The organism is Xanthomonas sp. fls2-241-TYG-148, from assembly GCF_030208815.1.
Lineage (GTDB): Bacteria > Pseudomonadota > Gammaproteobacteria > Xanthomonadales > Xanthomonadaceae > Xanthomonas > Xanthomonas campestris.
On sequence record NZ_JARVTE010000001.1, the window covers coordinates 36988 to 61154 of the forward strand.

Below are 24167 nucleotides of genomic sequence, written 5' to 3' on the forward strand. Positions count from 1 at the left end.
GTGCCGGGCGTTTCGCAACGAACGTGCTGCGCTCGATCAGGCAGCGACGGTGTCGGCCACGTCCTGATATTCCTGGATCTGATCGAAGTTCATGTAGCGGTAGATCTGTTCGCCACTGGTCTTGATCACACCCACGTCGGCCATGTACTCGTCCTTGGTCGGGATGCGACCCAGACGCGAGCAGATTGCCGCCAGCTCCGCCGAACCCAGGTACACGTTGGTGTTGCGGCCCAGGCGGTTCGGGAAGTTACGCGTGGAGGTGGAGAACACCGTGGCGCCCTCGCGTGCCTGCGCTTGGTTGCCCATGCACAGCGAGCAGCCGGGCATTTCCATGCGTGCACCGGCCGCGCCGAAGGTGCCGTAATGGCCTTCCTTGGTCAGCTCGGAGGCATCCATCTTGGTCGGCGGTGCCACCCACAGACGAGTCGGGATATCGCGCTTGCCTTCCAGCAGCTTGGCGGCGGCACGGAAGTGGCCGATGTTGGTCATGCACGAACCGATGAACACTTCGTCGATCGCCGCACCGGCAACCTCCGACAGCGTCTTGACGTCGTCCGGGTCGTTCGGGCACGCCACGATCGGCTCATGGATATCGGCCAGATCGATCTCGATGACGGCGGCGTATTCGGCATCGGCATCGGGCTGCAGCAGCTGCGGATCGGCCAGCCACTCTTCCATCTTCTTGATGCGGCGGCCCAGCGTGCGCGCATCCGCATAGCCTTCGGCAATCATCCAGCGCAGCAGGGTGATGTTGCTGGTCAGGTATTCGATGATCGGCGCCTTGTCCAGGTGCACGGTGCAACCGGCCGCGGAACGCTCGGCGGACGCGTCGGACAGCTCGAACGCCTGCTCCACCTTCAGGTTCGGCAAGCCTTCGATTTCCAGGATACGGCCGGAGAAGATGTTCTTCTTGCCCTGCTTGGCCACGGTCAGCAGACCGTCCTTGATCGCATACAGCGGGATCGCGTTGACCAGGTCACGCAGGGTCACGCCCGGCTGCATTTCGCCCTTGAAACGCACCAGTACGCTCTCGGGCATGTCCAGCGGCATCACACCGGTGGCGGCGGCGAAGGCCACCAGGCCGGAGCCGGCCGGGAACGAAATGCCGATCGGGAAACGCGTGTGCGAGTCGCCGCCGGTGCCGACGGTGTCGGGCAGCAGCATGCGATTGAGCCAGCTGTGGATCACGCCATCGCCCGGACGCAGCGACACGCCGCCGCGGGTGGAGATGAACTCCGGCAAGGTGTGGTGGGTCTTGACGTCCACCGGCTTCGGGTAGGCCGCGGTGTGGCAGAACGACTGCATCACCAGGTCGGCCGAGAAGCCCAGGCAGGCCAGGTCCTTCAGCTCGTCGCGGGTCATCGGGCCGGTGGTGTCCTGCGAGCCCACCGAGGTCATCTTCGGCTCGCAATAGGTGCCCGGACGCATGCCCTGGCCTTCCGGCAGACCGCAGGCGCGGCCAACCATCTTCTGTGCCAGCGAGAAGCCCTTGCCGGTGTCCGGCGGGTCCATCGGCAGACGGAACAGGTCCGACGCCGGCAGGCCCAGGAATTCGCGTGCCTTGGCGGTGAGGCCACGGCCCACGATCAGCGGAATGCGGCCACCGGCGCGCACTTCGTCGAACAGCACGTCCGACTTCATCGCGAACTCGGCAATCACCTGCCCGTCCTTCAGCGCCTTGCCGTCATACGGACGCAGCTCGACCACGTCGCCATGCTCCATCTGCGACACGTCCAGCTCGATCGGCAACGCGCCGGCATCTTCCATGGTGTTGTAGAAGATCGGTGCGATCTTCGAACCCAGGCACACGCCGCCGAAGCGCTTGTTCGGGATGTACGGAATGTCTTCGCCGGTCCACCACAGCACCGAGTTGGTCGCCGACTTGCGCGAGGAACCGGTACCGACCACATCGCCGACGTAGGCGACCAGATGGCCCTTGGCCTTGAGATCGGCAATGGCCTGGATCGGGCCGCGCTTGCCGTCTTCTTCGGGCACGAAGGCCGCACCTTCGCGCGCATTCTTCAGCATTGCCAGTGCGTGCAGCGGGATGTCCGGGCGGGTGGTCGCATCCGGCGCCGGCGACAGGTCGTCGGTGTTGGTTTCGCCCGGCACCTTGAACACGGTGATGGTCATGCTCTGCGGCACTTCCGGCTTGCTGGTGAACCACTCGGCATCGGCCCAGCTCTGCAGCACGGCCTTGGCGTGCGCGTTGCCGGCTTCGGCCTTTTCCTGCACGTCATGGAACGCATCGAACACCAGCAAGGTGTGCTTGAGCGCTTCGGCGGCGGTGGCGCCGAGCTCGGCGTTGTCAAGCAGCTCGATCAGCGGATGGATGTTGTAACCGCCCAGCATGGTGCCCAGCAGTTCGGTGGCACGCGTCGGCGAGATCAGCGCGCTGGTTTCGGTGCCGAACGCCACCGCGGCCAGGTACGAGGCCTTGACCTTGGCCGCGTCATCCACGCCGGCCGGCACGCGCTGGCTGAGCAGCTCGACCAGGAAGGTCTCTTCGCCGGCGGGCGGGTTCTTCAGCAGCTCGATGACCTCGGCGGTCTGCTGCGCGGTCAGCGGCAGCGGCGGGATACCGAGCGCTTGGCGCTCTGCAACGTGGTGGCGATAGGCTTCCAACATGCGGATTCTCCAAAGGACAGCTAGTGAATGTGTAGAACGCGAAAAACGTGGATCAGGCAGCGGGCTTGGGCACGATGATCTTCAAGCCCTTGAAGTAGTCGCGGAAAAAACTGTCGTCGCGGGTGATCAGGCCGTCGCATTGCAGCATCGCGTGCGCACCGATCAGAAAGTCGGCCACCACCCGCTCGCGCTTGCCGCCGCGGGCACGGAAGCGGCGCTGCATCTCGCCGGCGCGCAAGGCCGATTTGGCCTCCAGCGCGTTGAAGCGGATGCTCATGTCTTCCAGCACCGACAGCGCTTCGGCGCCATCGCGCAGCGCGCTGCAGACCTCGGCCAGCACCACGTCGCAGACCACCACCGGGCCGGTGCTCAGGCATTGGCGCAGGCAGGCTTCGGCGGCGTCGGCTTGCGCGCTGTCGGCCAGCAGGTCGACCAGCACCGATGAATCAATGGCGATCATGCGCCGGCTTCGGGATCGAGCGGATCGCCCGGCGCACGCCCACGGATGGCACGCATCGCATCGTCGGTGCTGGCAAAGCCGTCCAGCTTGAAGCGGCCGCGTGCACGTGAAATGGCATCGTCAACACTCTTGCGCAGAATGATGCGGCCGCCTTCCAGCTCGACCTTGAGCGTGGTGCCCTTGGTCAGCCCCAGCGCGTCGCGCACCGCCTTGGGCAGCGTGATCTGGCCTCGTTCGGCAACAGTGGCTTCCATGGGCGCTCCGCGGAAAAGTATGCATGAATTCTACATACTTGACTTGTCGTACTCAAGGCCACATACCGGTGTGCACAAACCGGGCGTACACACTGAATCGGTCACACTGTGGCCGAGCCTAAAGCCTGCAAGCCATAGGAGTGATGCATGAGCGATTCCTTTTCCACCCGTACCTCGCTAGAGGTCAACGGCCAGCGCTACAACTACTACAGCCTGCCCAAACTGGGCGAGCGCTTCGATGTCGCCCGCCTGCCCTACTCGATGAAGATCCTGCTGGAGAACCTGCTCCGGCATGAAGACGGTGGCGTCACCGTCGGCAAGGACCACATCGAAGCGGTCGCCAAGTGGGACCCGGCCGCCGAACCCGATATCGAAATCGCCTTCATGCCGGCGCGCGTGGTGCTGCAGGACTTCACCGGCGTGCCCTGCGTGGTCGACCTGGCCGCGATGCGCGATGCGGTGGTCAAGCTCGGTGGCAATGCCGACCAGATCAACCCGCAGATTCCCTCCGAACTGGTCATCGACCACTCGGTGCAGGTGGACGTGTTCGGTAAGCCCGAGGCGCTGGACCTCAACGGCAAGATCGAATTCCAGCGTAACCAGGAGCGCTACGGCTTCCTGCGCTGGGGCCAGAAGGCCTTCGACAACTTCAAGGTGGTGCCGCCCAACACCGGCATCGTCCACCAGGTGAACCTGGAGAATCTGGCACGCGTGGTGATGAGCGCGGACAAGGACGGCACCCAGATCGCCTATCCGGACACCGTGTTCGGCACCGACAGCCATACCACCATGATCAACGGTATCGGCGTGCTGGGCTGGGGCGTGGGTGGCATCGAGGCGGAAGCGGCGATGCTCGGCCAGCCTTCCTCCATGCTGATTCCGCAGGTGGTGGGCTTCAAGCTCACCGGCAAGCTGCCCGAAGGCGCCACCGCCACCGACCTGGTACTCACGGTCACCCAGATGCTGCGCAAGCACGGGGTGGTGGGCAAGTTCGTGGAGTTCTACGGTGAAGGCCTGCAGCACCTGCCGCTGGCCGACCGCGCCACCATCGGCAACATGGCGCCGGAATACGGTGCCACCTGCGGCATCTTCCCGGTTGATAACGAATCGCTGACCTACCTGCGCCTGTCCGGCCGCAGCGAGGAGCAGATTGCACTGGTGGAGGCCTACGCCAAGGCACAGGGCCTGTGGCATGACGCCGACACCCCGCATGCGCAGTACAGCGCCACGCTGGAGCTGGACATGGGCGACGTCAAACCGTCGCTGGCCGGCCCCAAGCGCCCGCAGGACCGCGTGCTGCTGGAAGACATGCAATCCAACTACCGCGAAAGCCTCAAGCCGTTCGCCGAGGCGCGCAGCAAGCGCCTGGCCGATACCAAGCAGGAAGACCGGCTCAAGAACGAAGGCGGCGGCGGTACCGCAGTGGGCGCCAAGGCCTCGCAGGCCGAAAGCGCTGGCGATAGCGGTGCGGGCTGGCAGCTGCGCGATGGCTCGGTGGTGATCGCTGCGATCACCTCGTGCACCAACACCTCCAACCCGGCAGTGATGCTGGGCGCTGGCCTGCTGGCCCGCAATGCCGCGGCCAAGGGCTTGAAGGCGCAGCCCTGGGTGAAGACCTCGCTTGGGCCGGGCTCGCGCGTGGTCACCGACTATCTGACCAAGGCCGGCGTGCTGGCCGACCTGGAAAAACTCGGCTTCTACGTGGTGGGCTACGGCTGCACGACCTGCATCGGCAACTCCGGCCCGCTGCCGGAAGACGTCTCGGCGGCGATTGCCAAGGATGACCTGGTGGTGACTTCGGTGTTGTCTGGCAACCGCAACTTCGAAGGCCGCGTGCATCCCGAGGTCAAGATGAACTACCTCGCCTCGCCGCCGCTGGTGGTGGCGTATGCGATCGCCGGCACCACCGACATCGACCTCACCCGCGACCCGCTCGGCACCGGCAGCGACGGTCAGCCGGTGTACCTGCGCGACATCTGGCCGAGCAACAAGGAAATCGGTGACACCATCGCCGCCACCGTCGGCCCGGAAATGTTCAAGCAGAACTACGCCGATGTGTTCAAGGGCGATACGCGCTGGAACACCATCGCCTCGCCGGATGGCGCGCTGTACGAATGGGATGCCGCGTCCACCTACATCAAGAACCCGCCCTACTTCGAAGGCATGACGATGCAGGTGGGCCACGTCGACGACGTGCATGGCGCGCGCATCATGGGACTGTTCGGCGACTCGATCACCACCGACCACATCTCCCCGGCCGGCAACATCAAGAAGGATTCGCCCGCGGGCCGTTTCCTGCAGGAGCGCGGCGTACAGCCGGCCGACTTCAACAGCTACGGCAGCCGGCGCGGCAACGACGATGTGATGGTGCGCGGCACCTTCGCCAATATCCGCATCAAGAACCTGATGTTCGGTGGCGAGGAAGGCGGCAACACGCTGTATTTCGGCAAGGACGGCGCGGCGCCCGAGAAGCTTGCCATCTATGACGCGGCAATGAAGTACAAGGCCGATGGCGTGCCGCTGGTGGTGCTGGCCGGCAAGGAATACGGCACCGGCTCCTCGCGGGATTGGGCCGCCAAGGGCACCAACCTGCTGGGCGTCAAGGCCGTGGTCGCCGAAAGCTTCGAGCGCATCCACCGCTCCAACCTTGTCGGCATGGGCGTGCTGCCACTGCAGTTCCTGGAAGGCGAAAATGCGCAGACGCTGGGCCTGGATGGCTCCGAGGTGCTGGACATCACCGGCCTGCAGGACGGCGCCAGCCGTCGCGCCACCATCGATGCGAAGAAGTCCGATGGCAGCGTCAAGCAGTTCCAGGTCAAGGTGCTGCTGCTGACGCCGAAGGAAGTGGAGTACTTCAAGCACGGCGGCCTGCTGCAGTACGTGCTGCGCCAACTGGCCGCCCGCAAGGCAGCCTGATCGCACTGAACTGATGTTCCCGACACTCCCGCCGCCCGGCGGGAGTGTCGTTTTTGGCCAACGGATGTCTCGCAAGCGTGGCTGGGAATCGCCTGATGGCGGTGAAACAGCACTAAACCAAGAAGAGCGCACGCAGAGCACTACGCCCACATGGTCGCGCTCGCTGATATTGGGACCTGCCCTACCCGCCACCCGCCGTCCACTGCGCGTGGTACAGCTCCCAGTCGCTGCCACGCAGCCGCCAGCCGGTGGTGACCTGATAGTGCTGCGCCTGACCAGGCAGCCAGCGTCCGCCGCCGCCGGTCAGCAACACGCTGAAGCGCACGGTTGCCGTACTGCCCTGCATCTGCACGTCCACCGGCCCAACGGTGACGCCGATCGCTTGATGACCCAGCAGCTGCAGTTGCAGCAGGCGCCGCGCCCCGGCCGCGTCCATGCCGTGCTCGCCGACAAAATCCTCTGCCACCGGCGCCATCGCCTGGCGCGCATCGCGTGCTTCGATCGCCGCGCGCATCTGCTCCACCGTGGCACGCAGCCGCTGCTCCGGGCCCGGCTTCGCGCAGCCGGCCAGCAGCAGCACGCAGAACGCGACTAGCCCGACCTGCCACCTCAAAATGCTGCTGCGCATCACGCTTCGCCTTTTCCATCCATGACGGTATGCTGCCAGTTGCTGTGGCGCCGTGGAACATGGCACGCCATCAACGAATACCCTGGAGGGGGGGCAGATGAGTCAGGCACGTCCTTGGTTGCAAAGTTATCCGGCCGGAGTGGCCGCGGAGATCGATCTGGAGCAGTTCCGCACCGTGGCGGAGGTTTTCGCCACATCGGTGGCGCGCTTCGCTGATCGTCCCGCGTATCACAGCTTCGGCAAGACCATTACCTACCGCGAAGCAGATCAGCTGGTCGACCAGTTCGCGGCCTATCTGCTCGGCGAGTTGCAGCTGAAAAAAGGCGACCGCGTCGCCTTGATGATGCCCAACTGCCTGCAATACCCGATTGCCACCTTCGGCATCCTGCGCGCCGGTTTGACCGTGGTGAACGTCAACCCGCTCTACACCCCGCGCGAGCTCAAGCACCAGTTGATCGACTCGGGCGCCAGCGTGCTGGTGGTCATCGACAACTTCGGCACCACCGTGCAGCAGGTGATCGCCGACACGCAGGTCAAGCAGGTCATCACCACCGGCCTGGGCGACATGCTCGGGTTCCCGAAAGCCGCACTGGTCAACTTTGTCGTCAAGTACGTCAAGAAGCTGGTGCCGGAGTACCGCATCAACGGCGCGATCCGCTTCCGCGACGCGCTGGCACTGGGCCGCAAGCACCGCGTCCCGACCCTGCAGATCGAGCCGGACGACATCGCCTTTTTGCAGTACACCGGCGGCACCACCGGCGTGGCCAAGGGCGCGATGCTGACCCACCGCAACCTGGTCGCCAACATGCAGCAGGCGCACCAGTGGCTGGCCGGCACCGGCAAGCTGGAAGAAGGCCACGAGGTGGTGATCACCGCGTTGCCGCTGTATCACATCTTCGCGTTGACGGCGAACGGCCTGGTCTTCATGAAGATCGGCGGCTGCAATCACCTGATCAGCAACCCGCGCGACATGCCGGGCTTCGTCAAGGAACTCAAGAAGACCCGCTTCACCGCGTTTACCGGCGTCAACACGCTGTTCAATGGCCTGCTCAATACGCCCGGCTTCGATCAGATCGACTTTTCGTCGTTGAAGATGACCCTCGGCGGCGGCATGGCAGTACAGCGCTCGGTCGCCGAACGCTGGAAGCAGGTCACCGCCCTGACTCTGGTCGAGGCTTACGGCCTGACCGAGACCTCGCCCGCTGCCTGCATCAACCCGATGGATCTGGTCGATTACAACGGCTCGATCGGCCTGCCGATTCCGTCTACCGATGCCTGCATCAAGGACGACGATGGCAAGGTGCTGGCGCTGGGCGAGATCGGCGAGCTGTGCATCAAGGGCCCGCAGGTGATGAAGGGCTATTGGAAGAAGGCCGACGAGACCGCCAAGGTCATGGACGCCGAAGGCTGGCTGCACACCGGCGACATCGCGCGTATGGACGAACGTGGCTTCGTCTATATCGTCGACCGCAAGAAGGACATGATTCTGGTGTCCGGCTTCAACGTGTACCCCAACGAGATCGAAGACGTCATCGCGACGATGCCGGGCGTGCTCGAAGTGGCCGCAGTCGGCGTGCCGGATGAAAAGTCCGGCGAAATCGTCAAGGTGGTGATCGTCAAGAAAGACCAGGCCCTGACCGCCGAGGACGTAAAGGCGCACTGCCGCACCAACCTGACCGGCTACAAGCAGCCGCGCGTGATCGAGTTCCGCAAGGAATTGCCGAAAACCAACGTCGGCAAGATCCTGCGTCGCGAATTGCGGGATGCGGCCAAGGGTTAATCGTCGATCTTCGGCATATAAACTAAAACGATAAACCAATGCTTGACTCAAGGGCTTTCCCGTCAACGGGAAAGCCCTTTGCGTTCAAACATATAGGGCCGGTGTAGGATCGCTTCGTGGAGCCCGCACCGCCCGCTGCGCCACATCATCCGCGGGCGATCTCCTCGAGACAAGCTCATGAGCATGATCGAAACCCTACAGGTTCAAACTACTCAATCCACGATCCGCACGCACTCCAGCCATGACGATGCAGCACATTGGCTGTTCATGCACGCTGATGCATCCAGTGGCGTCAGGCCCTGCTTCCGCCCTCAGTTGATGACGGAGATGCACAACGACCTGGACTCTATTTCCCACTTCTCAAAGCACGAATCCAATCGCTTGCGGAGCCTTGTTCTTGCCTCCGATGCGAACGCTTTCAACCTCGGCGGTGACCTGGATTTATTCAGCCAGCTGATTCGTGCACGCGACAGACAAAGCCTTTTGCACTATGCGGAAAGTTGCGTCCGCGGTGTGTTTGCGTTTCATCGTGGGCTGTCCGGCAACTTCAGAACCATTGCCCTTTTACAAGGCGACGCACTTGGTGGTGGCCTGGAAATGGCATTGTCGTGTCACACCATTATTGCGGAGGAAGGCATTGGCATGGGGCTCCCCGAAGTCCTCTTCGGATTGTTTCCCGGCATGGGCGCCTACTCGTTCTTGTCAAGGCGGGTATCGCCTCAATTAGCCGAGCGCATCATTCTCGATGGGCGCGTCTACAGCAGCGAAGAAATGCATGCCATGGGAGTCGTCGACATTCTCGTACCACGCGGAAAAGGCATTCAGGCAACCCACGACTTGATTACCAGGCAGCAACGCACCCCCCAGTCGTACCTTGCGATGAATCGCGCAAGAGAACTGTGCAATCCAGTCACACATGCAGAATTGATGGCGGTCACCGAGGTCTGGGTCGATGCTGCGTTGGAGCTGGGCGAAAAGTCACTCAAGACGATGGACCGTCTGGTAAAAGCGCAAACGCGCCGAGCTGCAAAGGGAATTGCCTGATTAGCATGACAGCATGCCATCAGGGGGATCAGGCCCGGCGTACCGCCGGGCTTCTGGTCACGACGCGTCTTCTCCGGAATCTTTTCCGAAACGTTCTTTAGCGCGCGATTCAAGCGCGGCACGACCCAACTGCAGACTGCGTTGCAGCTGAGCCACACGCATCTGCCATTCGGTCATGATCTGCGCATCGGACATGTCCATCAACTCACCACCCTGCTCGGCCAACGTCACCAGACCAAGATTGCTGGCAACGCCCTTCGTCGCATGAGCATGCTCACGCAACTGCCCCCAATCGTCCGCCTGCGCATCGATGGTCATCGCAGCGATACAGGATTCGGCATCACTCAAACATTGGCGGATAAACTCCTTCTCGAAATTCGCCCCCATGCCGAGAGACGCCAACTCGTCGAGCACAGTGCCGTCGAGAACTCCATCCGGCGCCACGCCGAGACGTACAGGCATCACATTCGCCTGCGGCAATTTTCCATTCACTGCAATTTCGGCAAGCGTGTCCAGCAGCTTTACCGCAACAACCGGCTTGGCCAGAAAAGCATAAGCGCCCGCTTGCTCGCAGTTGCGAATTGCCTCCGGCGTTACATCTGCACTCAAGACAACAACCGGGGTTCTAGGTTGGGATCCTGCCTGCATGACACGTAATTGCTTCAGCAAATCCAAACCACTGACGCCAGGCATATGCAGGTCGACAATGGCCACGTCGAAGTCGGCCTCAGAAAGGGCATCCAGCACTTGCTCGCCGCCATTGACGCAAGTCACCTTGTGACCGGCTTTTTGCAATAGCCGCTGCAACACCATCCGGTTGGCCGCATGGTCGTCCGCCACCAGGATCTGCAATGTTCGAACGCGCGCCCGGTGACGCAGGAACGGGTCGGTAAACGCGATGACGTTGCCAGTATCTCCGGGTGCGGCGTTGTCTTTTACCGTCCTGACAGCAGCCAACTCGCTCGCTAGGTCGAACGGCAATTCGAACCAGAAGCGACTGCCACCACTCGGATTCTCTACAAAACCGATTTCGCCGCCCATCGATTCGACCAGTCCTTTGGCGATCGTAGTGCCAAGGCCACTGCCCTCAAAACGTCGCGCCAAACTGTTATCGGCTTGCTCGAAGGCCTCGAACAAGCGCGGCTGCATATCGAGTGGAACCCCGATACCCGTATCGATCACATCAAAACGCAAGCGCACCTTGTCCGGTGTGGAACGCTCGACGACCCCGATCGTGACGTCGATATGCCCTCTATCGGTGAACTTGACCGCATTGCCAGTCAAATTCAACAGGATCTGACGAAGATGTCCTGCATCGCCCTGCAAGAGATCGGGCACATCGGGGGCAATGGCCACCGCATAGTCCAGACCCTTGACCCTTGCCTGCGGCTGAAGAATCAAATCAATAGTGCCGAGAAGATCCCTAAGCGCGAAATCCCGATGCTCGACCCGGACTTTGCCCGCTTCGATGGCAGAGATGTCCAGGACCTCTTCCACCAATGAAAGCAAACTCCGGGCAGACGCCTGAATTGTGTTCAAGCACTCCCGTTGCTCGGCATCCAGACGAGTGGTTGCCAAAACCTCTGTCATGCCCGAAAGCCCGTTGAGCGGGGTCCGGAACTCGTGGCTCATGTTTGCCAGAAAGCGACTTTTCGCTTCACTGGCGCGCCGCGCTTCTGCGGTAGCACGCGTCAGCTTGCTGAGGAGGCCGGACAGGTATAGCGGAATGGCGGCAAGTCCAAGCCACAAGCCAATACCCAAACCGAAGTTGCGCTTCCAGTAGGCATTAGTCGCCAGCGTAATGCCAAAACTCAGCATCGCCATGACGACCGCAAGATAGAGATAGCGATTGCCAAAGCGCAGACCGTTGCCGATGGTTACCCACATCACCACGACGTAGATGCACGCCATCGGCTCGCCAATGGCACTCATGGCCATCGACATCAGCCCGTAGTCCGCCAGCATGCCGATGACGCGCCGCGGGTGCGAACGCTCCGGCTTCAGTACGATCCAGGTAAAGATCATCAGCGCCAAGGCCTGACTGAGCAGGGTCAGACCGACGACGTAAAAAAGTTGCGTTGACGGCAATGCCCAGCGACTGGCGAACAGCACCTCGTAGGTCAGAATCAGCGCCACCATGGCAATGCGGATCAACGCCTGACCATGTTCACTGTCCTGGCGCTGCGCAAGCCTGCTACGCACCTCGCTGAGTAAGGCCAACATCCTCAAACCCCAGGACGCGCCGATGCGGTGGAGAACTGTCCGCAGATCTGCTCCAGTTGCGCGCGCCCGCGCAGCAGTGCGTCCACGCAGCGCGGGTCGAACAGCCGACCGCGTTGGGCGTACAGGTAGGCTAGTGCTGCATCCATCGTCCATGCTTCCTTGTAAGGCCGTGCCGAGAGCAGTGCGTCGAAGACGTCGGCCACTGCCACGATGCGTGCTTCCAGCGGTATCGCTTCGCCCACCAGGCCGTCGGGATAACCGCTGCCATCGTAACGCTCGTGATGGCGCAGCGCGATCAGCGCGCCCACCTGGATGAAGCGGTTCTGGCTGCCGCTGAGCAGCTCATAGCCGATGCGCGGGTGGCGCTTCATCACGTTCATTTCGTCTTCGGTGAGCTTGCCCGGCTTGAGCAGCACCGAATCGGGAATGGCGATCTTGCCCATGTCGTGCAGTGGCGCGGCCATCTCGATGATGCGCACTTCTTCTTCCGACAAGCCCAGCTGCTCGGCCACCAGGCCGGCCACGTGCGACATCCGCTCCAGGAAGGCACTGGTGCCGCCGTCGCGGTATTCGATAGCACGTGCCAGGCGCGAAAGCGTTTCGCGTTCGCGCTCTTCCACCTCGTTCATGCTCGCAAGCAGGCGTTGCTCCAGCGACAGCGCACGTTGCTTGACGCTCTCGCTCTGCTGGCGCAACTGCAACAGGTTCGAGCAGCGGGCGCGCAGTTCGCGCGGCCGGATCGGCTTGACCAGGAAATCGATCACGCCCGCTTCCAGCGCCGCCTGGCGGATCGGCTCGTCGCCGACGATGGTGATCAGGATGATCGGAATGTCGCGGTGGCTCGGCAAACGGCGCAGCCGCCGCGCGAATTCCAGCCCGTCCATGCCCGGCATCCGGTAATCGAGCAGCAACAGATCCACGCGACCAGCTTCGCACCAGGACAGCGCGTCCAGCGGATCGCCGAAATCGTAGACCTTCAACTCCGGCGCGATGTCTTCGATGACATGACGCAGCATTGTCCGCGCGGACATCTGGTCATCGACAATGACGATGTTCAATCCCAGATCCGCCTTTTCCGACCAGCTTCCCCATGTCTCCGCCGAAGATACACCCGCCGGATTCCCTAAAACATCCTGCATAACCGTTTCTCCTCTCGTTCGAGAACGGGAAAGCGACGACGTCGGTCCCTGAACCGACTCCTCCGGCCACACCGTGACCGAAGCTCCGCCCTAGCATATGCAGTATCTGTGCCGTCGGCACGCGGCGGCACAAAAAAATCAGGCTTCCGGGCGCATGTAGGGGAACAGCAGCACGTCGCGAATGGAGGTACTGCCGGTCAGCAGCATCACCAGCCGATCGATACCGATGCCCAGCCCACCGGTCGGCGCCATTCCGTACTCCAGGGCACGGATGTAGTCGGCGTCGTAATGCATCGCTTCGTCGTCGCCGCCATCCTTCGCCTGCACCTGGGCCTGGAAACGCGCCGCCTGGTCTTCCGGGTCGTTGAGCTCCGAGAACCCGTTGGCCAGCTCCTTGCCATTGATGAAGAGCTCGAAGCGGTCGGTATACCCCGGCTCGGTGTCGCTGGCGCGTGCCAGCGGCGACACCTCGACCGGGTGGTCGGTGATGAAAGTCGGCTGCACCAGCGTGTGTTCGACGGTGGCTTCGAAGATTTCCAGCAGCAGCTTGCCCCAGCCGTAGGACGGCTTGACCTTGATCTTGAGCCGCTCGCAATGGCGCAGCAGCGCGGCGCGGTCGGTGCAATCGGCTGCGCTGATCTCCGGGTTGTGGTGGCGCACCGCCTCATCCATGCGCCAGCGTCGGAAAGCCGGCGCCAAATCAATGTCGGCACCGTCCCAGCTGACCTGGGTGGTGCCGAGCACGCTCTGGGCGGTGTCGCGGATCACCTGTTCGGTCAGGTCCATGATCTCGTGGTACGTGGCATAGGCCTCGTAGAGCTCAAGCATGGTGAATTCGGGGTTGTGCCGGGTCGACACGCCTTCGTTGCGGAAATTGCGGTTGATCTCGTAGACGCGCTCCAGCCCACCGACCACCAGCCGCTTGAGATACAGCTCCGGGGCCACGCGCAGGTACAGGTCCAGATCCAGCGCGTTGTGGTGGGTGGTGAACGGCTTGGCAGTGGCGCCGCCGGGGATGTAATGCATCATCGGCGTTTCCACTTCCAGGAAGCGGCGCGCGTCCAGCCAGGCGCGGATGGCGCGGATGATCTTGGAGCGCTTGATGAAGACCTCGCGCGCTTCCGGGGTCACGATCAGGTCAACATAGCGCTGGCGATAGCGCTGCTCCACGTCCGACAGGCCGTGCCACTTGTCCGGCAGCGGACGCAGCGACTTGGTCAGCAAACGCAGCGCACTGGCCTTGACCGACAGCTCGCCGGTCTTGGTACGGGTCAGCCCGCCCTCCACCGCCACGATGTCGCCCACGTCCCAACCCTTGAAGGCGGTGTAGGCATCGCCCAGCACATTGCCCTGCAGGAACAACTGCACGCGCCCGGACTCGTCCTGGATCTGCGCGAAGCTGGCCTTGCCCATCACCCGCTTGGCCATCAACCGGCCCGCCAGCTTGACGCTGCGGTCGGCCGCTTCCAGCGCTTCGGCAGTCCAGGTTTCGGCATCGGCGAACTCGGCCTGCAGGTCGCCGGCAAAGTGGGTGCGCACGAAATCGTTCGGATAGGCGATGCCCTGGCCGCGCAACGCGCCCAGTTTCGCGCGCCGCTCGGCGATGAGGCTGTTCTCGTCGGCGGGGAGCTGCGGCGTGGGGGTCTGTTCGGTCATGGCGGGAATCGATCTGCAATGGGTCGGGCACGGGCCCGGTGGGGGTAAGGCGCCAGTGGGGCCGGCGCCGCTGCGACGGTGCAGCGCAATGGAACGATCGCGTAGCGGTGTCGCGTGGTGTGAGATGGCAAGGCGTCGCTGGCGAGCAACGCGGTATCCGCAGTGCTGCAGTGCGCCGGTGCGACGTTACCGCCGCACTGGCGCACCGCACTCAGGCATCCAGGCGTTTGGAGCCCGCCGCCAGGCCGGCCTTGAGGCTGGCTTCGACGAATTCGTCCAGATCGCCATCGAGCACCTTCTGGGTGTCGCTGCGTTCGATGCCGGTGCGCAGATCCTTGATGCGGCTCTGGTCGAGCACGTAGTTACGGATCTGGCTGCCCCAGCCGATGTCGGACTTGGTCGCTTCCAGCGCATCGCGCTCGACGTTGCGCTTCTGCACTTCCAGCTCGTACAACTTGGCGGCCAGCATCTTCATCGCGTTGTCGCGGTTCTGGTGCTGGCTGCGGCCGGTCTGGCAGGCGACCACGGTATTGGTCGGGATGTGCGTGATACGCACCGCCGACTCGGTCTTGTTGACGTGCTGGCCGCCGGCGCCGGAGGAGCGGTACACGTCGGTACGCAGGTCGGCCGGATTGATGTCGATTTCGATGTTGTCGTCCACTTCCGGCGACACGAACACCGAGGTGAAACTGGTATGCCGGCGGTTGTCCGAATCGAACGGCGACTTGCGCACCAGCCGGTGCACGCCGATCTCGGTCTTCAACCAGCCATAGGCGTACTCGCCTTCGATGCGGATCGTGGCCGATTTGATGCCCGCCACTTCGCCGCCGGAGACTTCCATCAGCTCGGTCTTCCAGCCGCGCGATTCGGCCCAGCGCAGATACATGCGCAGCAGGATTTCCGCCCAGTCCTGGGCTTCGGTACCGCCGGCGCCGGCCTGGATGTCGACGAACGCGTTGGCGCCGTCCATCTGCCCGGAGAACATGCGCTGGAATTCCAGCTTTTCGACGTGTGCCTGGTACTTGTCCAGGTCGGCGATCACCGCCACGGCGGTGTCTTCGTCCTGCTCGCTCTCGGCCAGGTCCAGCAACTCGCCGGCATCGGTGAGGCCGGCCAGCACATCGGCGATGCCGATGACGGTCTTTTCCAGCATGGAGCGCTCGCGTCCCAGCGCCTGGGCGCGCTCGGCGTCGTTCCAGACATCGGGGCTTTCAAGCTCCCGGCTGACTTCCTCTAGACGCTCTTTCTTGACGTCGTAGTCAAAGATACCCCCTGAGCGAGAGCACGCGATCGTTGAGATCGGTGATGCGCTGGCGGATCGGATTGGTTTCGATCATGACGGACTTCCGGCAAACAAGCCCGGTAGTTTAGCAAGCGGGCGGCGACGGCGGAACGCGGTGGCCATCCAGTTCAGCCCGGCACAACCGGCACCGCTGGCGCCTCGGCATGGCCGGCGGCCCGCCGCAGCGACGCCAGGTAACGACGGCTGCACGGCAGCGGGCCATTGCCGGACAGGTGCACGCGCGCCTCGCCGGCGTCCAGCGGCTCGATCGAAACCACGCAGCCCAGGTTGACGATGTAGCTGCGATGGATCCGCACGAACACGGCCGGGTCGAGCTTCGCCTCGATCGCCGTCATCGTGCTGCGCAGCGGATAATCGTGCCCGCGCACATGCAGATTGACGTAATTGCCGGACGCCTGCAGCCATTCAATATCGGCGGCGGCGACCAGGAAATCGCGCCCCAACTTACGCACCAGAAAGCGTCCCGGGCGCTCGAGCGACTCCACCGGCGCGCCTTCGTCGGGCGCAGCCAGCAGCCGTACTTCGCCCTGCAAGCGCCGCAACAGAAACCGGTAGCCGTGCATGCACGCGACGATGATCGCGAAGGTGCGCACGTCCTTGAGATATTCGTAGACCAGTTCCTGCGGCCACGCGCCGAACTCGTAATGCTCGCCCAGCAGCCGATAGGCCAGCATGCGTAGCCCGACCATCGTCAGGACGTGCACCACCGAGACTGCCACGCTGACCAACAGATACCAGGGCAGCCGGCGCCACCAGGTATCCAGATGCAACGGCAGCTTGCGCGTGAACCAGCCAATGACGGGGACGAGCATCAACAGCCAGACCAGGCCGCTGGACAGCTCCCAGACCCAGGGTTCCCAGCTCTGGATCGGCAGCCCGGCGCGCCGGCGATCCATCAACTCGGTCACCGCGTTGCCGCTGGCGTTGACCACCACCACCAGTAGCCAGAAGAACATGCCTGCGCTGCGCTGCCACGGCAGAAAGCGCTCCAGGGTCGTGCGGGCGGGGTCAGTGCTCATCCCCATATTCTAGGGCTCGCACGGCCGGTCGCCCCCACTGCAGACGCCATTCGTCCCTGAATCTCCCGATGTCGCCCCTATCCGCTGGGCGCCTGCAGCGCCATCCCATGTAGTTGGCCCCCATCGGCGATGGCAGAGGCAGCCAATGCAAAGGCGTCACGATCTGGACTGGCTGCGCGTCATCGCGTTTGGCCTGCTGGTGCTTTACCACGTCGGCATGTCCTACGTGACCTGGGACTGGCACGTCAAAAGTCCCACCACCCAGCTGATGCTGGAGCCGCTCATGCTGCTCAGCAGCTCGTGGCGGATGTCGCTGCTGTTCCTGATTTCCGGTGTCGCCACAGCGTTCATGCTGCGCAGGCCGGAGGGCTTGCTATATCGACGATCGCGCCAGTTGCTGCTGCCGCTGTTGTTCGGCATGGCCGTGATCGTGCCGCCACAGTCCTATTATCAAGTGGTGGAACAATGACCCGGCGGCTACCAGGAGGGCTACCTGGCGTTTTATGCAAAGTATCTGAGCGCCTACCAAGGATTCTGTGGCGCCGACGGCGACTGTCTGCGCCTGCCGACCTGGAACCATCTGTGGTTCCTGCCTTACCTGTGGGCTTACACGCTGGTGGCCTGGTTCCTTTGGCGCCTGCCTCCTGCCGACGCGATGGTGCGGATACGCGCATGGACCGCGCGGGCAGTTCGGGGCTGGCGGGTGTTGTTGTTACCGGTGACGCTCCTGGCGCTGGCACGTCTGCTGCTGGTGGCTCGCTTCGAGCAGACCCATTGGCTGTTCGACGATTGGTACAACCACGCGCAGTACCTGCCGATCTTCCTGATCGGAGTGCTGATTGCGCCAATGACCAGCGTCTGGGAGTCGCTGCAACGCCTGCGCTGGGTGGCACTGCTGCTGGCCGTTTGCAGCTATGCGTTGATGATCCAGACCTGGTATTTCTCCATTTACGATGACGCGCACCTGCGCCCACCACGCTGCGCCTGCTCTTGCGGGTGCTGTGGGCGGTCGACCAGTGGTGCGCGATTGCCGCCATCCTGGGCTTTGGCTACCGTTTCCGTCATGCAGACGGCGCCGCCTTGCGTTATCTCACCGCTGCCGTGTTTCCGGTCTATGTGCTGCATCAGACCATCATCCTGGTCCTGGCGCATTCCCTGAAGCCGCGGGCACTGCCGCAACTGGTCGAGAGTGCGACGCTGATCGTCGCGACCGCCGCGCTGTGCCTGGCGGGCTACGAGGTCATCCGCAGGCAGCGCTGGCTACGGCCGCTTTTGGCCTGCCAGCGATGACAAGGCTGCGCGCGGCTCCCGTCATAAAGAAAGAGACGGCGACGTAGCGACGCCAGAGCCGGCCTTCGCTCGGATGAAACTATTCGCGCATCTCGGGCCAATCGCCCGCTTGCCGTCACCTGTTCGTCCCCGTGGGACCGCAACTGGTCACACAGTGACGGCATTGCTCCCTTGGCGCAGCTGTATGGGGCCGGATTGCCGAGGATGCGGGCACGCCTTCCAACGACACGACCATGAACGAGCGCCGCCACGATATCGATGCCTTGCGCGTCTTCGCCTTCGCCCTGCTGATCCTCTATCACGTGGGCATGGCCTACGTGGCCGGCTGGGAGTTCCACCTCAAGAGTGCCTATACCGCCGAGTGGTTGCAGGCGCCGATGATCGTTCTCAACCGCTGGCGCATGCCGCTGCTGTTCATGATCTCCGGCATTGCGATCGGACTGGCGCATGCGGAACGCGCGCCGTGGCAGTTCGCATGGCGACGCTGCGGCCGGTTATTGCCTCCATTGCTGTTCGGCATGTTCGTGGTGGTGGCGGTGCAGGCGTACTGCCAGGGCGTGACGAATGGAAAGGTCAGCCCGGGCTTTGGCGCCTTCCTGCTGCGCTATTGGCAGGTGCGTCCCTGGCCGGCCGGCAGCTTCGATGGCTGGGAGCACGGCATCACCTGGAACCATCTGTGGTATCTGGCCTACTTGCTGCCGTACACGCTGTTGCTCCTGGCGCTAATGGCGCTGGCCCGCGCACTGCCGACGCTGGCACTGCCACGGCTGCCCGCCGCCGTGCTGGTACCGACACTCTTGCTGCTGCCCATCCTGTGGGAAAGCATCTGTGTGCTGTGGGTGCTGCCGCGCTACCCGCCCACCCACGCCTTGGTCGGCGACTGGTTCGTGCATGCCGAATCGTTCCCGTTGTTCCTGCTGGGCTATCTGCTGGCGCATAACGCGCGCTTTTGGCGCTGGGCGGTGCAGCTGCGCTGGCTCACCTTGGCGAGCGCGGCGCTGGCAATCACGGTGGAGCTGACCTTGCGGGCGGGCGCCCAATCGCTACTGCCGGCCGGCTTGCAAACCGCGCTGGCCGCGCTGCCGCTGGGGACGATCGAGCGCCTCGCGCGCGCTGCCTATACATGGCTGGCCTTGCTCGCTTTGCTGGGCTGGGCGCGGCATCGCCTCAACCGCCCGTTCGCCTGGTTGCCGTACTGCACCGAGGCCGTGTTTCCCTGGTACATCCTGCATCAGAGCCTGATCATCGTCGCGTTGTACTGGCTGGCGCCGTTCAAACTCGGTGCGTGGCTGGAGCCGGCCCTGGTGCTGGCGGCGACCGTGGCCGGATGCCTGTTGCTGCATGAGCTGGTCATCCGCCGCCTGCGTTGGCTGCGTCCGTTGTTCGGCGTGCCGGCGCGTCCCCGCGCCGCGCCCGCTGTGGGCACGGCTGTCTCTGCGGCTGCTGAGCACCCAGGCGAGCCTAGGCAATGCGATCAACGCCGCGTGTTGTCCTAACCCGCGCCAACCGTGCTCCGCCGCGGGATGGACGGCAGCTGCCGGCGGCACGCAAGATGCGCGTCCGTTCCTGTTGTTGAAGATCATCGATGCGCCCTTCCCTGTGTACCGCTCTGTTGTTGCTCTCGCCTGTCGCCGCGCTCGCCGCACCGGCCACCAGCGTCGATTTCAGTCACGACGACTGGACCATCGCCTGCGACAACACCCGTACTTGCCGCGCTGCCGGCTACCAGGCCGATGACAGCGACCCGCCGGTTTCGGTGTTGCTCACCCGCAAGGCCGGTGCCGGCCACGCGGTGACGGCGGAGCTGATGCTGGGGCAGTACGACGAGGTCAAGATGCCGGCCTCGCTTAGCCTGCAGATCGATCAGCGCGACCAGGGCAAGCTGGCGCTGGATGGCAAGCGCGGCACTGCGGTGCTGACCAGTGCGCAGGTCGGTGCACTGCTGGCGGCGTTGCCACGCAGCAGCAAGATCGTGGCGGTCGGCAACGATGGCCGGCGCTGGCAGTTGTCCGATCGCGGCGCGGCCGCGGTGCTGCTGAAAATGGACGAATTCCAGGGCCGGATCGGCACGCGCGGGGCACTGGTGCGCAAGGGCGACCGCGACGAAACCGCCGTGCTGCCGCCGTTGCTGGCACCCCAGGTCCGCGCGGCCAAGCTCGCCGCAGCGCAGGCAGGCGACGCACGCCTGGGCACGCTGCCGGCGCTGTATCAGGCGCTGCGCGCCACCCTTCCTGCCGATGAGGAGTGCAAGGGGCTCGACGCCAGCGATGCGTCGGAACCGCTGAACGTCACGCGCCTGACCAACGACAAGCTGCTGGTCTCCACCGATTGCTGGATGGGCGCCTACAACATCGGCACCGGCTTCTGGGTCGTCAATGCGCGCGCACCGTTCGCCCCAACCCTGGTGACATTGCACGCCAGCGATCTGGATGGCGCCACCATCCTGGAGTCGCAGAAGGGCCGCGGCCTGGGCGACTGCTACAGCCAGGCGGCGTGGACCTGGGATGGCCGCCGGTTCGTGCTGACCTCCAAGTCCACCTCCGGCCTGTGCCGGCTGGTCGCCGCCGGCGGCGCCTGGGAGCTGCCAACCGTGGTGGCCGACGTCAAACAATAACTGGCGCGATCACCCGGCCGGCGCATCGTCAACGGCGCGGTCTGCAGCACGGCAGACCGCACCAGGCCTATGCCCGGAGCGCACCTCTCAACCCGCTGACGCCGCCGGCTCGCAGTGCTCGACGATGAGCTGTACCGCAGTGCCACCGCGGTAGTCGTCGCCGACCAGCCGATAGGCGATGCGCACCATGCGCGCCGGCTCGCTGCCGCGCCAGCCATTGAAGTGGATGGCGTTGAGCGGCTCGGCGCGCCCGGCGCAGCGCAAGGTCAGCTTGAGGTGGCGCTCCTTGAGCAGGCGCCATTGCAGCACCTCGAATTGCCCATCGAACAGCGGCTCGGGAAAGCCCTGCCCCCACGGCCCGGCGGCACGCAGCGCTTCGGCATGCAGATGATCGAGTTCGTGCGCGGCCAGCTCGCCATCGCTGTGCAATTCGGCCTGCAACAGCGAGGCATCGACCATCGCCTGCACCTGCACCTGAAACGCCTGCTCGAACGCGGCCAGCGCGCGGTGCTCCAGGCTCAGGCCAGCCGCCATCGCATGCCCACCGAACTTCTGGATCAGGCCCGGATGGCGCGCATCCACCGCCGCCAGCACGTCGCGGATATGCAGGCCGGGAATGGAGCGCGCCGAGCCGCGCAACTGGTCGCTGCCCGGCTCAGCCGGTGCCAGCGCGATCACCGGACGGTGCAGGCGGTCCTTGAGCTTGGAGGCGACCAGGCCGATCACGCCCGGGTGCCATTCAGGGTCGAACAGGCAGGCCGCCATCGGCAGCGCGCCATCGGCAGCCAGCATCACCTTGGTGACGGCCTGCTCGGCATCGTCGGTCATCAACTGCTGGACCGCACGACGCTCGGCGTTGATTTCTTCCAGCAGGCCGGCGATCTCGCGCGCCCGGCTCCAGTCCTCGCACAGCAACAGTTCGATGCCCAGTGCCATGTCTTCGAGCCGGCCGGCGGCGTTGAGACGTGGCGCCAACGCAAACCCGATATCGCTGGCACTCAACCGCGCCGCATCGCGGCCGCTGGCGTCGATCAACGCACGCAGGCCGATACAGCCTTTGCCGTCACGCAGGCGGCGCAGGCCCGCCGACACCAGTGCGCGGTTATTGGTGTCTAGCGGCACCAGATCGGCCACCGTGCCTACCGCCACCAGATCCAAAAGTACCGACAGATCCGGTTCTGCCCGCTCGGCAAACGCACCGCGCGCGCGCAACACGCCACGCAAGGCGAGCAGCACATAGAAGATCACCCCAACCCCGGCCAGCGTCTTGCTCGGGAAACTGTCCTGCACCAGGTTGGGGTCCACGATCGCATCGGCCGGCGGCAAGACCTCGCCGGGCAAATGGTGATCGGTGACCAGCACGGTCCAGCCGCGCGCTTTGGCTGCCGCAACACCGGCATGGCAAGCGATGCCGTGGTCGACGGTGACCAGCAGATCCGGCTGCAGTGCGGCCAGTTCGTCCACCAGCGCCGGCGACAGGCCGTAGCCATGCACCATGCGATTGGGCACCGCGTGGTGCACATCCAGCGCGCCCAGCATGCGCAGACCGCGCACGCCCACTGCGCACGCGGTAGCGCCATCGCAATCGAAGTCGCCTACCACCAGGATGCGCCGTTGGGCGGCGATCGCATCGGCCAACAGTTCGGCGGCGACGCGGCTGTTGTGCAACAAATCCGGCGACAACAGCTGGCCGAGCCGCGGGTGCGCGCCCTGCACATCGACCACGCCGCGCGCGGCGTAGATCCGCCGCAACAACGGCAGCATTGCGTCGGGCCAGGTGCCGCCCTGCCCGGGCGGGCGTCGCACAATCGTGGGGCTGGAGGTCATTGCACCAGCTGCAGGCGCGGCTTCCGCCAGAACCGCCAGCGCTGCGTGCGCTGCAGCGTCAGGGTCTCGCCGTCCTGGAAATCCAGCACCAGGCGATCGAGTTCGCCGCGCGCGATGGCGGCGAGCAATGGCGCCACCGCATCGTCACTGAACTGCTCCAGCGAACGCAGGTGGCGCAGATCCACCAGCGCATCCACGCGCTGCTCGCCCTGCGCATCGGCACCGGCGGCAAGCGCCAGCGAACGCAGCAACGAATCGCGACTGCGTACCTGGCGGTGCGGCGAGGTCACTGCGTGCGGCAACACGCCGCCTCCCCAGAACCACAGCGAATTGATCGGCGGCTTGCCGTTGGCCACGCGCCCCTCGTTCCAGGGATGCTGGTGCAGCACCACCTGGGCTTCGGTCAGCAGCGCGCGCCAGCGCCGGCCCGTGTCGCCGGCCGGCAAATGATCGAACAGGTCTTCACCGATCGCCGCGTCGGGTGAGGCGAACTCCGGCAGCTGTGCATCCGGCGACAGCCGCAGATACCAGCGCGAGGGCGTGGGTGCATCCAGCAGAAAACCGGCATCGCCAAACATCGGCTTGAGCACCGGCAACAGCATTGCCAGGTCTTCGGCGGTGGCGCCCAGTGCTTCGCCATAGCCCATCAAGCGCGCGCCCTGCATGTCCGGCACCACATAGGCCGGATCGGCGCGGACCCAGGTCGCGCCGGCGGCGTCGCCGGCATCGAGCTGACGCGTCAGCGCCGCCACCGGCCACTGGCGCGGGGTGAGCGCGAAATGGCGCTGCAACTGCGCCACTTCGCCAGCTTCGGCCGGCTGCACATCGGCGCGCGCCAGTGCACGCGCCACCGCTGCATCGCCCAGGGTTCCGGGCAGGCGGCGGCGTTCCGGCAGCAGCAGGGTCGCGGTGGTCATCGATCAGTCGAGATACGCCACGCTGACGACTTCGTATTCGCGCTGCCCGGCCGGCGCATCGATGGTCACCGAATCGCCTTCCAGCTTGCCGATCAGCGCACGCGCCAGCGGTGAGGAGATCGCGATCAGGCCCAGCTTGATGTCGGCCTCCAGATCGCCAACGATCTGGTAACGCTTCTCTTCGTCGGTTTCGGTATCGGCCAGCGTCACGGTGGCACCGAACACGATCTTGGTGCCGGCCGCCAGCTTGGTGATGTCGATGATCTCGGCGTGCGACAGCTCGCCCTCGAGCTGCTTGATGCGGCCTTCGATGAAGCTCTGCTGCTCGCGCGCGGCGTGGTACTCGGCGTTTTCCTTGAGGTCGCCGTGCGCACGCGCTTCGGCAATCGCGGTGATCACCGCCGGGCGCTTGACCGACTTCAGGTGGTCCAGTTCCTCGCGCAGACGCTGCGCGCCCTTGGACGTCATG

Annotated in this window: 18 protein-coding genes and 1 pseudogene; 7 read left to right on the plus strand and 12 right to left on the minus strand. The window is 64.4% G+C overall.

From position 1 onward, the window contains the following. Window positions 1-36: 36 nt before the first annotated feature. From acnB to QRM60_RS00120, 3 genes are read right to left on the minus strand one after another with little or no spacing between them, the layout of a single operon-like run. Window positions 37-2628 (minus strand): bifunctional aconitate hydratase 2/2-methylisocitrate dehydratase, encoded by a 2592-nt coding sequence (gene acnB / locus QRM60_RS00110; protein ID WP_285445331.1) that lies wholly within the window; start codon window positions 2626-2628, stop codon window positions 37-39. Window positions 2629-2680: 52 nt separating this feature from the next. Further along, on the minus strand, window positions 2681-3088 hold the full coding sequence (locus QRM60_RS00115; RefSeq protein WP_011037032.1) for a type II toxin-antitoxin system VapC family toxin: 408 nt from the start codon (window positions 3086-3088) through the stop codon (window positions 2681-2683). Beyond that, window positions 3085-3342 (minus strand): AbrB/MazE/SpoVT family DNA-binding domain-containing protein, encoded by a 258-nt coding sequence (locus QRM60_RS00120; RefSeq protein WP_011037031.1) that lies wholly within the window; start codon window positions 3340-3342, stop codon window positions 3085-3087. Before QRM60_RS00120 ends, QRM60_RS00115 begins: the two co-directional genes overlap by 4 nt. A 147-nt stretch (window positions 3343-3489) precedes the next feature. On the opposite strand from QRM60_RS00120, the gene acnA reads away from it, so the two are divergent. After that, window positions 3490-6258, plus strand: coding sequence for an aconitate hydratase AcnA (gene acnA, locus QRM60_RS00125; RefSeq protein ID WP_285445332.1), 2769 nt, complete (start codon window positions 3490-3492; stop codon window positions 6256-6258). 181 nt (window positions 6259-6439) lie between these two features. Here acnA and QRM60_RS00130 read toward each other — a convergent pair whose 3' ends face one another. Beyond that, window positions 6440-6886 (minus strand): nuclear transport factor 2 family protein, encoded by a 447-nt coding sequence (locus tag QRM60_RS00130; RefSeq protein ID WP_161962666.1) that lies wholly within the window; start codon window positions 6884-6886, stop codon window positions 6440-6442. Between the two features lie 97 nt (window positions 6887-6983). Between QRM60_RS00130 and QRM60_RS00135 the strand changes: the two genes are divergently transcribed. Both QRM60_RS00135 and QRM60_RS00140 read left to right on the plus strand, forming a co-directional pair. After that, window positions 6984-8666 carry a long-chain fatty acid--CoA ligase gene (locus tag QRM60_RS00135; RefSeq protein WP_285445333.1) on the plus strand — a complete coding sequence of 561 codons (1683 nt, stop codon included), beginning with the start codon at window positions 6984-6986 and terminating at the stop codon, window positions 8664-8666. Window positions 8667-8843: 177 nt separating this feature from the next. Continuing rightward, entirely contained in the window at window positions 8844-9710 is an 867-nt protein-coding gene (locus tag QRM60_RS00140) for a crotonase/enoyl-CoA hydratase family protein (RefSeq protein WP_042598991.1), read from the plus strand. Window positions 9711-9767: 57 nt separating this feature from the next. Here QRM60_RS00140 and QRM60_RS00145 read toward each other — a convergent pair whose 3' ends face one another. From QRM60_RS00145 to QRM60_RS00165, 5 genes are all read right to left on the minus strand, one after another. After that, a complete protein-coding gene (locus QRM60_RS00145; RefSeq protein WP_285445334.1) occupies window positions 9768-11933 on the minus strand; it encodes an ATP-binding protein in 2166 nt (721 codons plus the stop codon). A gap of 2 nt (window positions 11934-11935) precedes the next feature. Next, window positions 11936-13072 (minus strand): two-component system response regulator, encoded by a 1137-nt coding sequence (locus QRM60_RS00150; RefSeq protein ID WP_011037024.1) that lies wholly within the window; start codon window positions 13070-13072, stop codon window positions 11936-11938. A 138-nt stretch (window positions 13073-13210) separates the two neighbouring features. After that, the gene (gene lysS / locus QRM60_RS00155) at window positions 13211-14728 is read right to left on the minus strand and encodes a lysine--tRNA ligase (RefSeq protein ID WP_057672586.1); all 1518 of its coding nucleotides are present in this window, start codon (window positions 14726-14728) and stop codon (window positions 13211-13213) included. A 211-nt stretch (window positions 14729-14939) separates the two neighbouring features. Beyond that, window positions 14940-16065, minus strand: a protein-coding gene (gene prfB / locus QRM60_RS00160; RefSeq protein ID WP_100097357.1) for a peptide chain release factor 2 whose coding sequence is annotated in 2 segments (ribosomal slippage) — window positions 14940-15989 and window positions 15991-16065 — 1125 coding nt in all. Because the reading frame shifts where the segments join, the coding sequence is not laid out codon by codon here. Between the two features lie 73 nt (window positions 16066-16138). Then, window positions 16139-16987, minus strand: coding sequence for a LytTR family DNA-binding domain-containing protein (locus QRM60_RS00165; RefSeq protein ID WP_225041607.1), 849 nt, complete (start codon window positions 16985-16987; stop codon window positions 16139-16141). A gap of 280 nt (window positions 16988-17267) precedes the next feature. Here QRM60_RS00165 and QRM60_RS21455 point away from each other — a divergent pair. From QRM60_RS21455 to QRM60_RS00185, 4 genes and pseudogenes are all read left to right on the plus strand, one after another. After that, a pseudogene (locus QRM60_RS21455) lies at window positions 17268-18209 on the plus strand (acyltransferase). Continuing rightward, window positions 18152-18340, plus strand: a complete 189-nt coding sequence (locus QRM60_RS21460; protein WP_343237639.1) for a hypothetical protein — start codon at window positions 18152-18154, stop codon at window positions 18338-18340. The pseudogene QRM60_RS21455 and the gene QRM60_RS21460 overlap by 58 nt, the downstream one beginning before the upstream one ends. A 233-nt stretch (window positions 18341-18573) precedes the next feature. Continuing rightward, complete coding sequence (locus tag QRM60_RS00180; RefSeq protein WP_285445337.1) at window positions 18574-19836, plus strand: acyltransferase family protein; 1263 nt, start codon at window positions 18574-18576, stop codon at window positions 19834-19836. Between the two features lie 89 nt (window positions 19837-19925). Next, window positions 19926-20954: a DUF1176 domain-containing protein gene (locus tag QRM60_RS00185; RefSeq protein WP_285445338.1), complete on the plus strand. Its 1029-nt coding sequence runs from the start codon at window positions 19926-19928 to the stop codon at window positions 20952-20954. Window positions 20955-21041: 87 nt separating this feature from the next. Here the strand turns inward: QRM60_RS00185 and recJ are convergent, their stop codons facing one another. From recJ to greA, 3 genes are read right to left on the minus strand one after another with little or no spacing between them, the layout of a single operon-like run. Continuing rightward, on the minus strand, window positions 21042-22781 hold the full coding sequence (gene recJ / locus QRM60_RS00190) for a single-stranded-DNA-specific exonuclease RecJ (protein ID WP_285445339.1): 1740 nt from the start codon (window positions 22779-22781) through the stop codon (window positions 21042-21044). Then, window positions 22778-23698 carry a phosphoglycerate mutase gene (locus QRM60_RS00195; protein ID WP_285445340.1) on the minus strand — a complete coding sequence of 307 codons (921 nt, stop codon included), beginning with the start codon at window positions 23696-23698 and terminating at the stop codon, window positions 22778-22780. The genes recJ and QRM60_RS00195 overlap by 4 nt, the downstream gene beginning before the upstream one ends. 3 nt (window positions 23699-23701) lie before the next feature. Further along, window positions 23702-24166, minus strand: a complete 465-nt coding sequence (gene greA / locus QRM60_RS00200) for a transcription elongation factor GreA (RefSeq protein ID WP_014507602.1) — start codon at window positions 24164-24166, stop codon at window positions 23702-23704. Window position 24167: the final 1 nt, after the last annotated feature.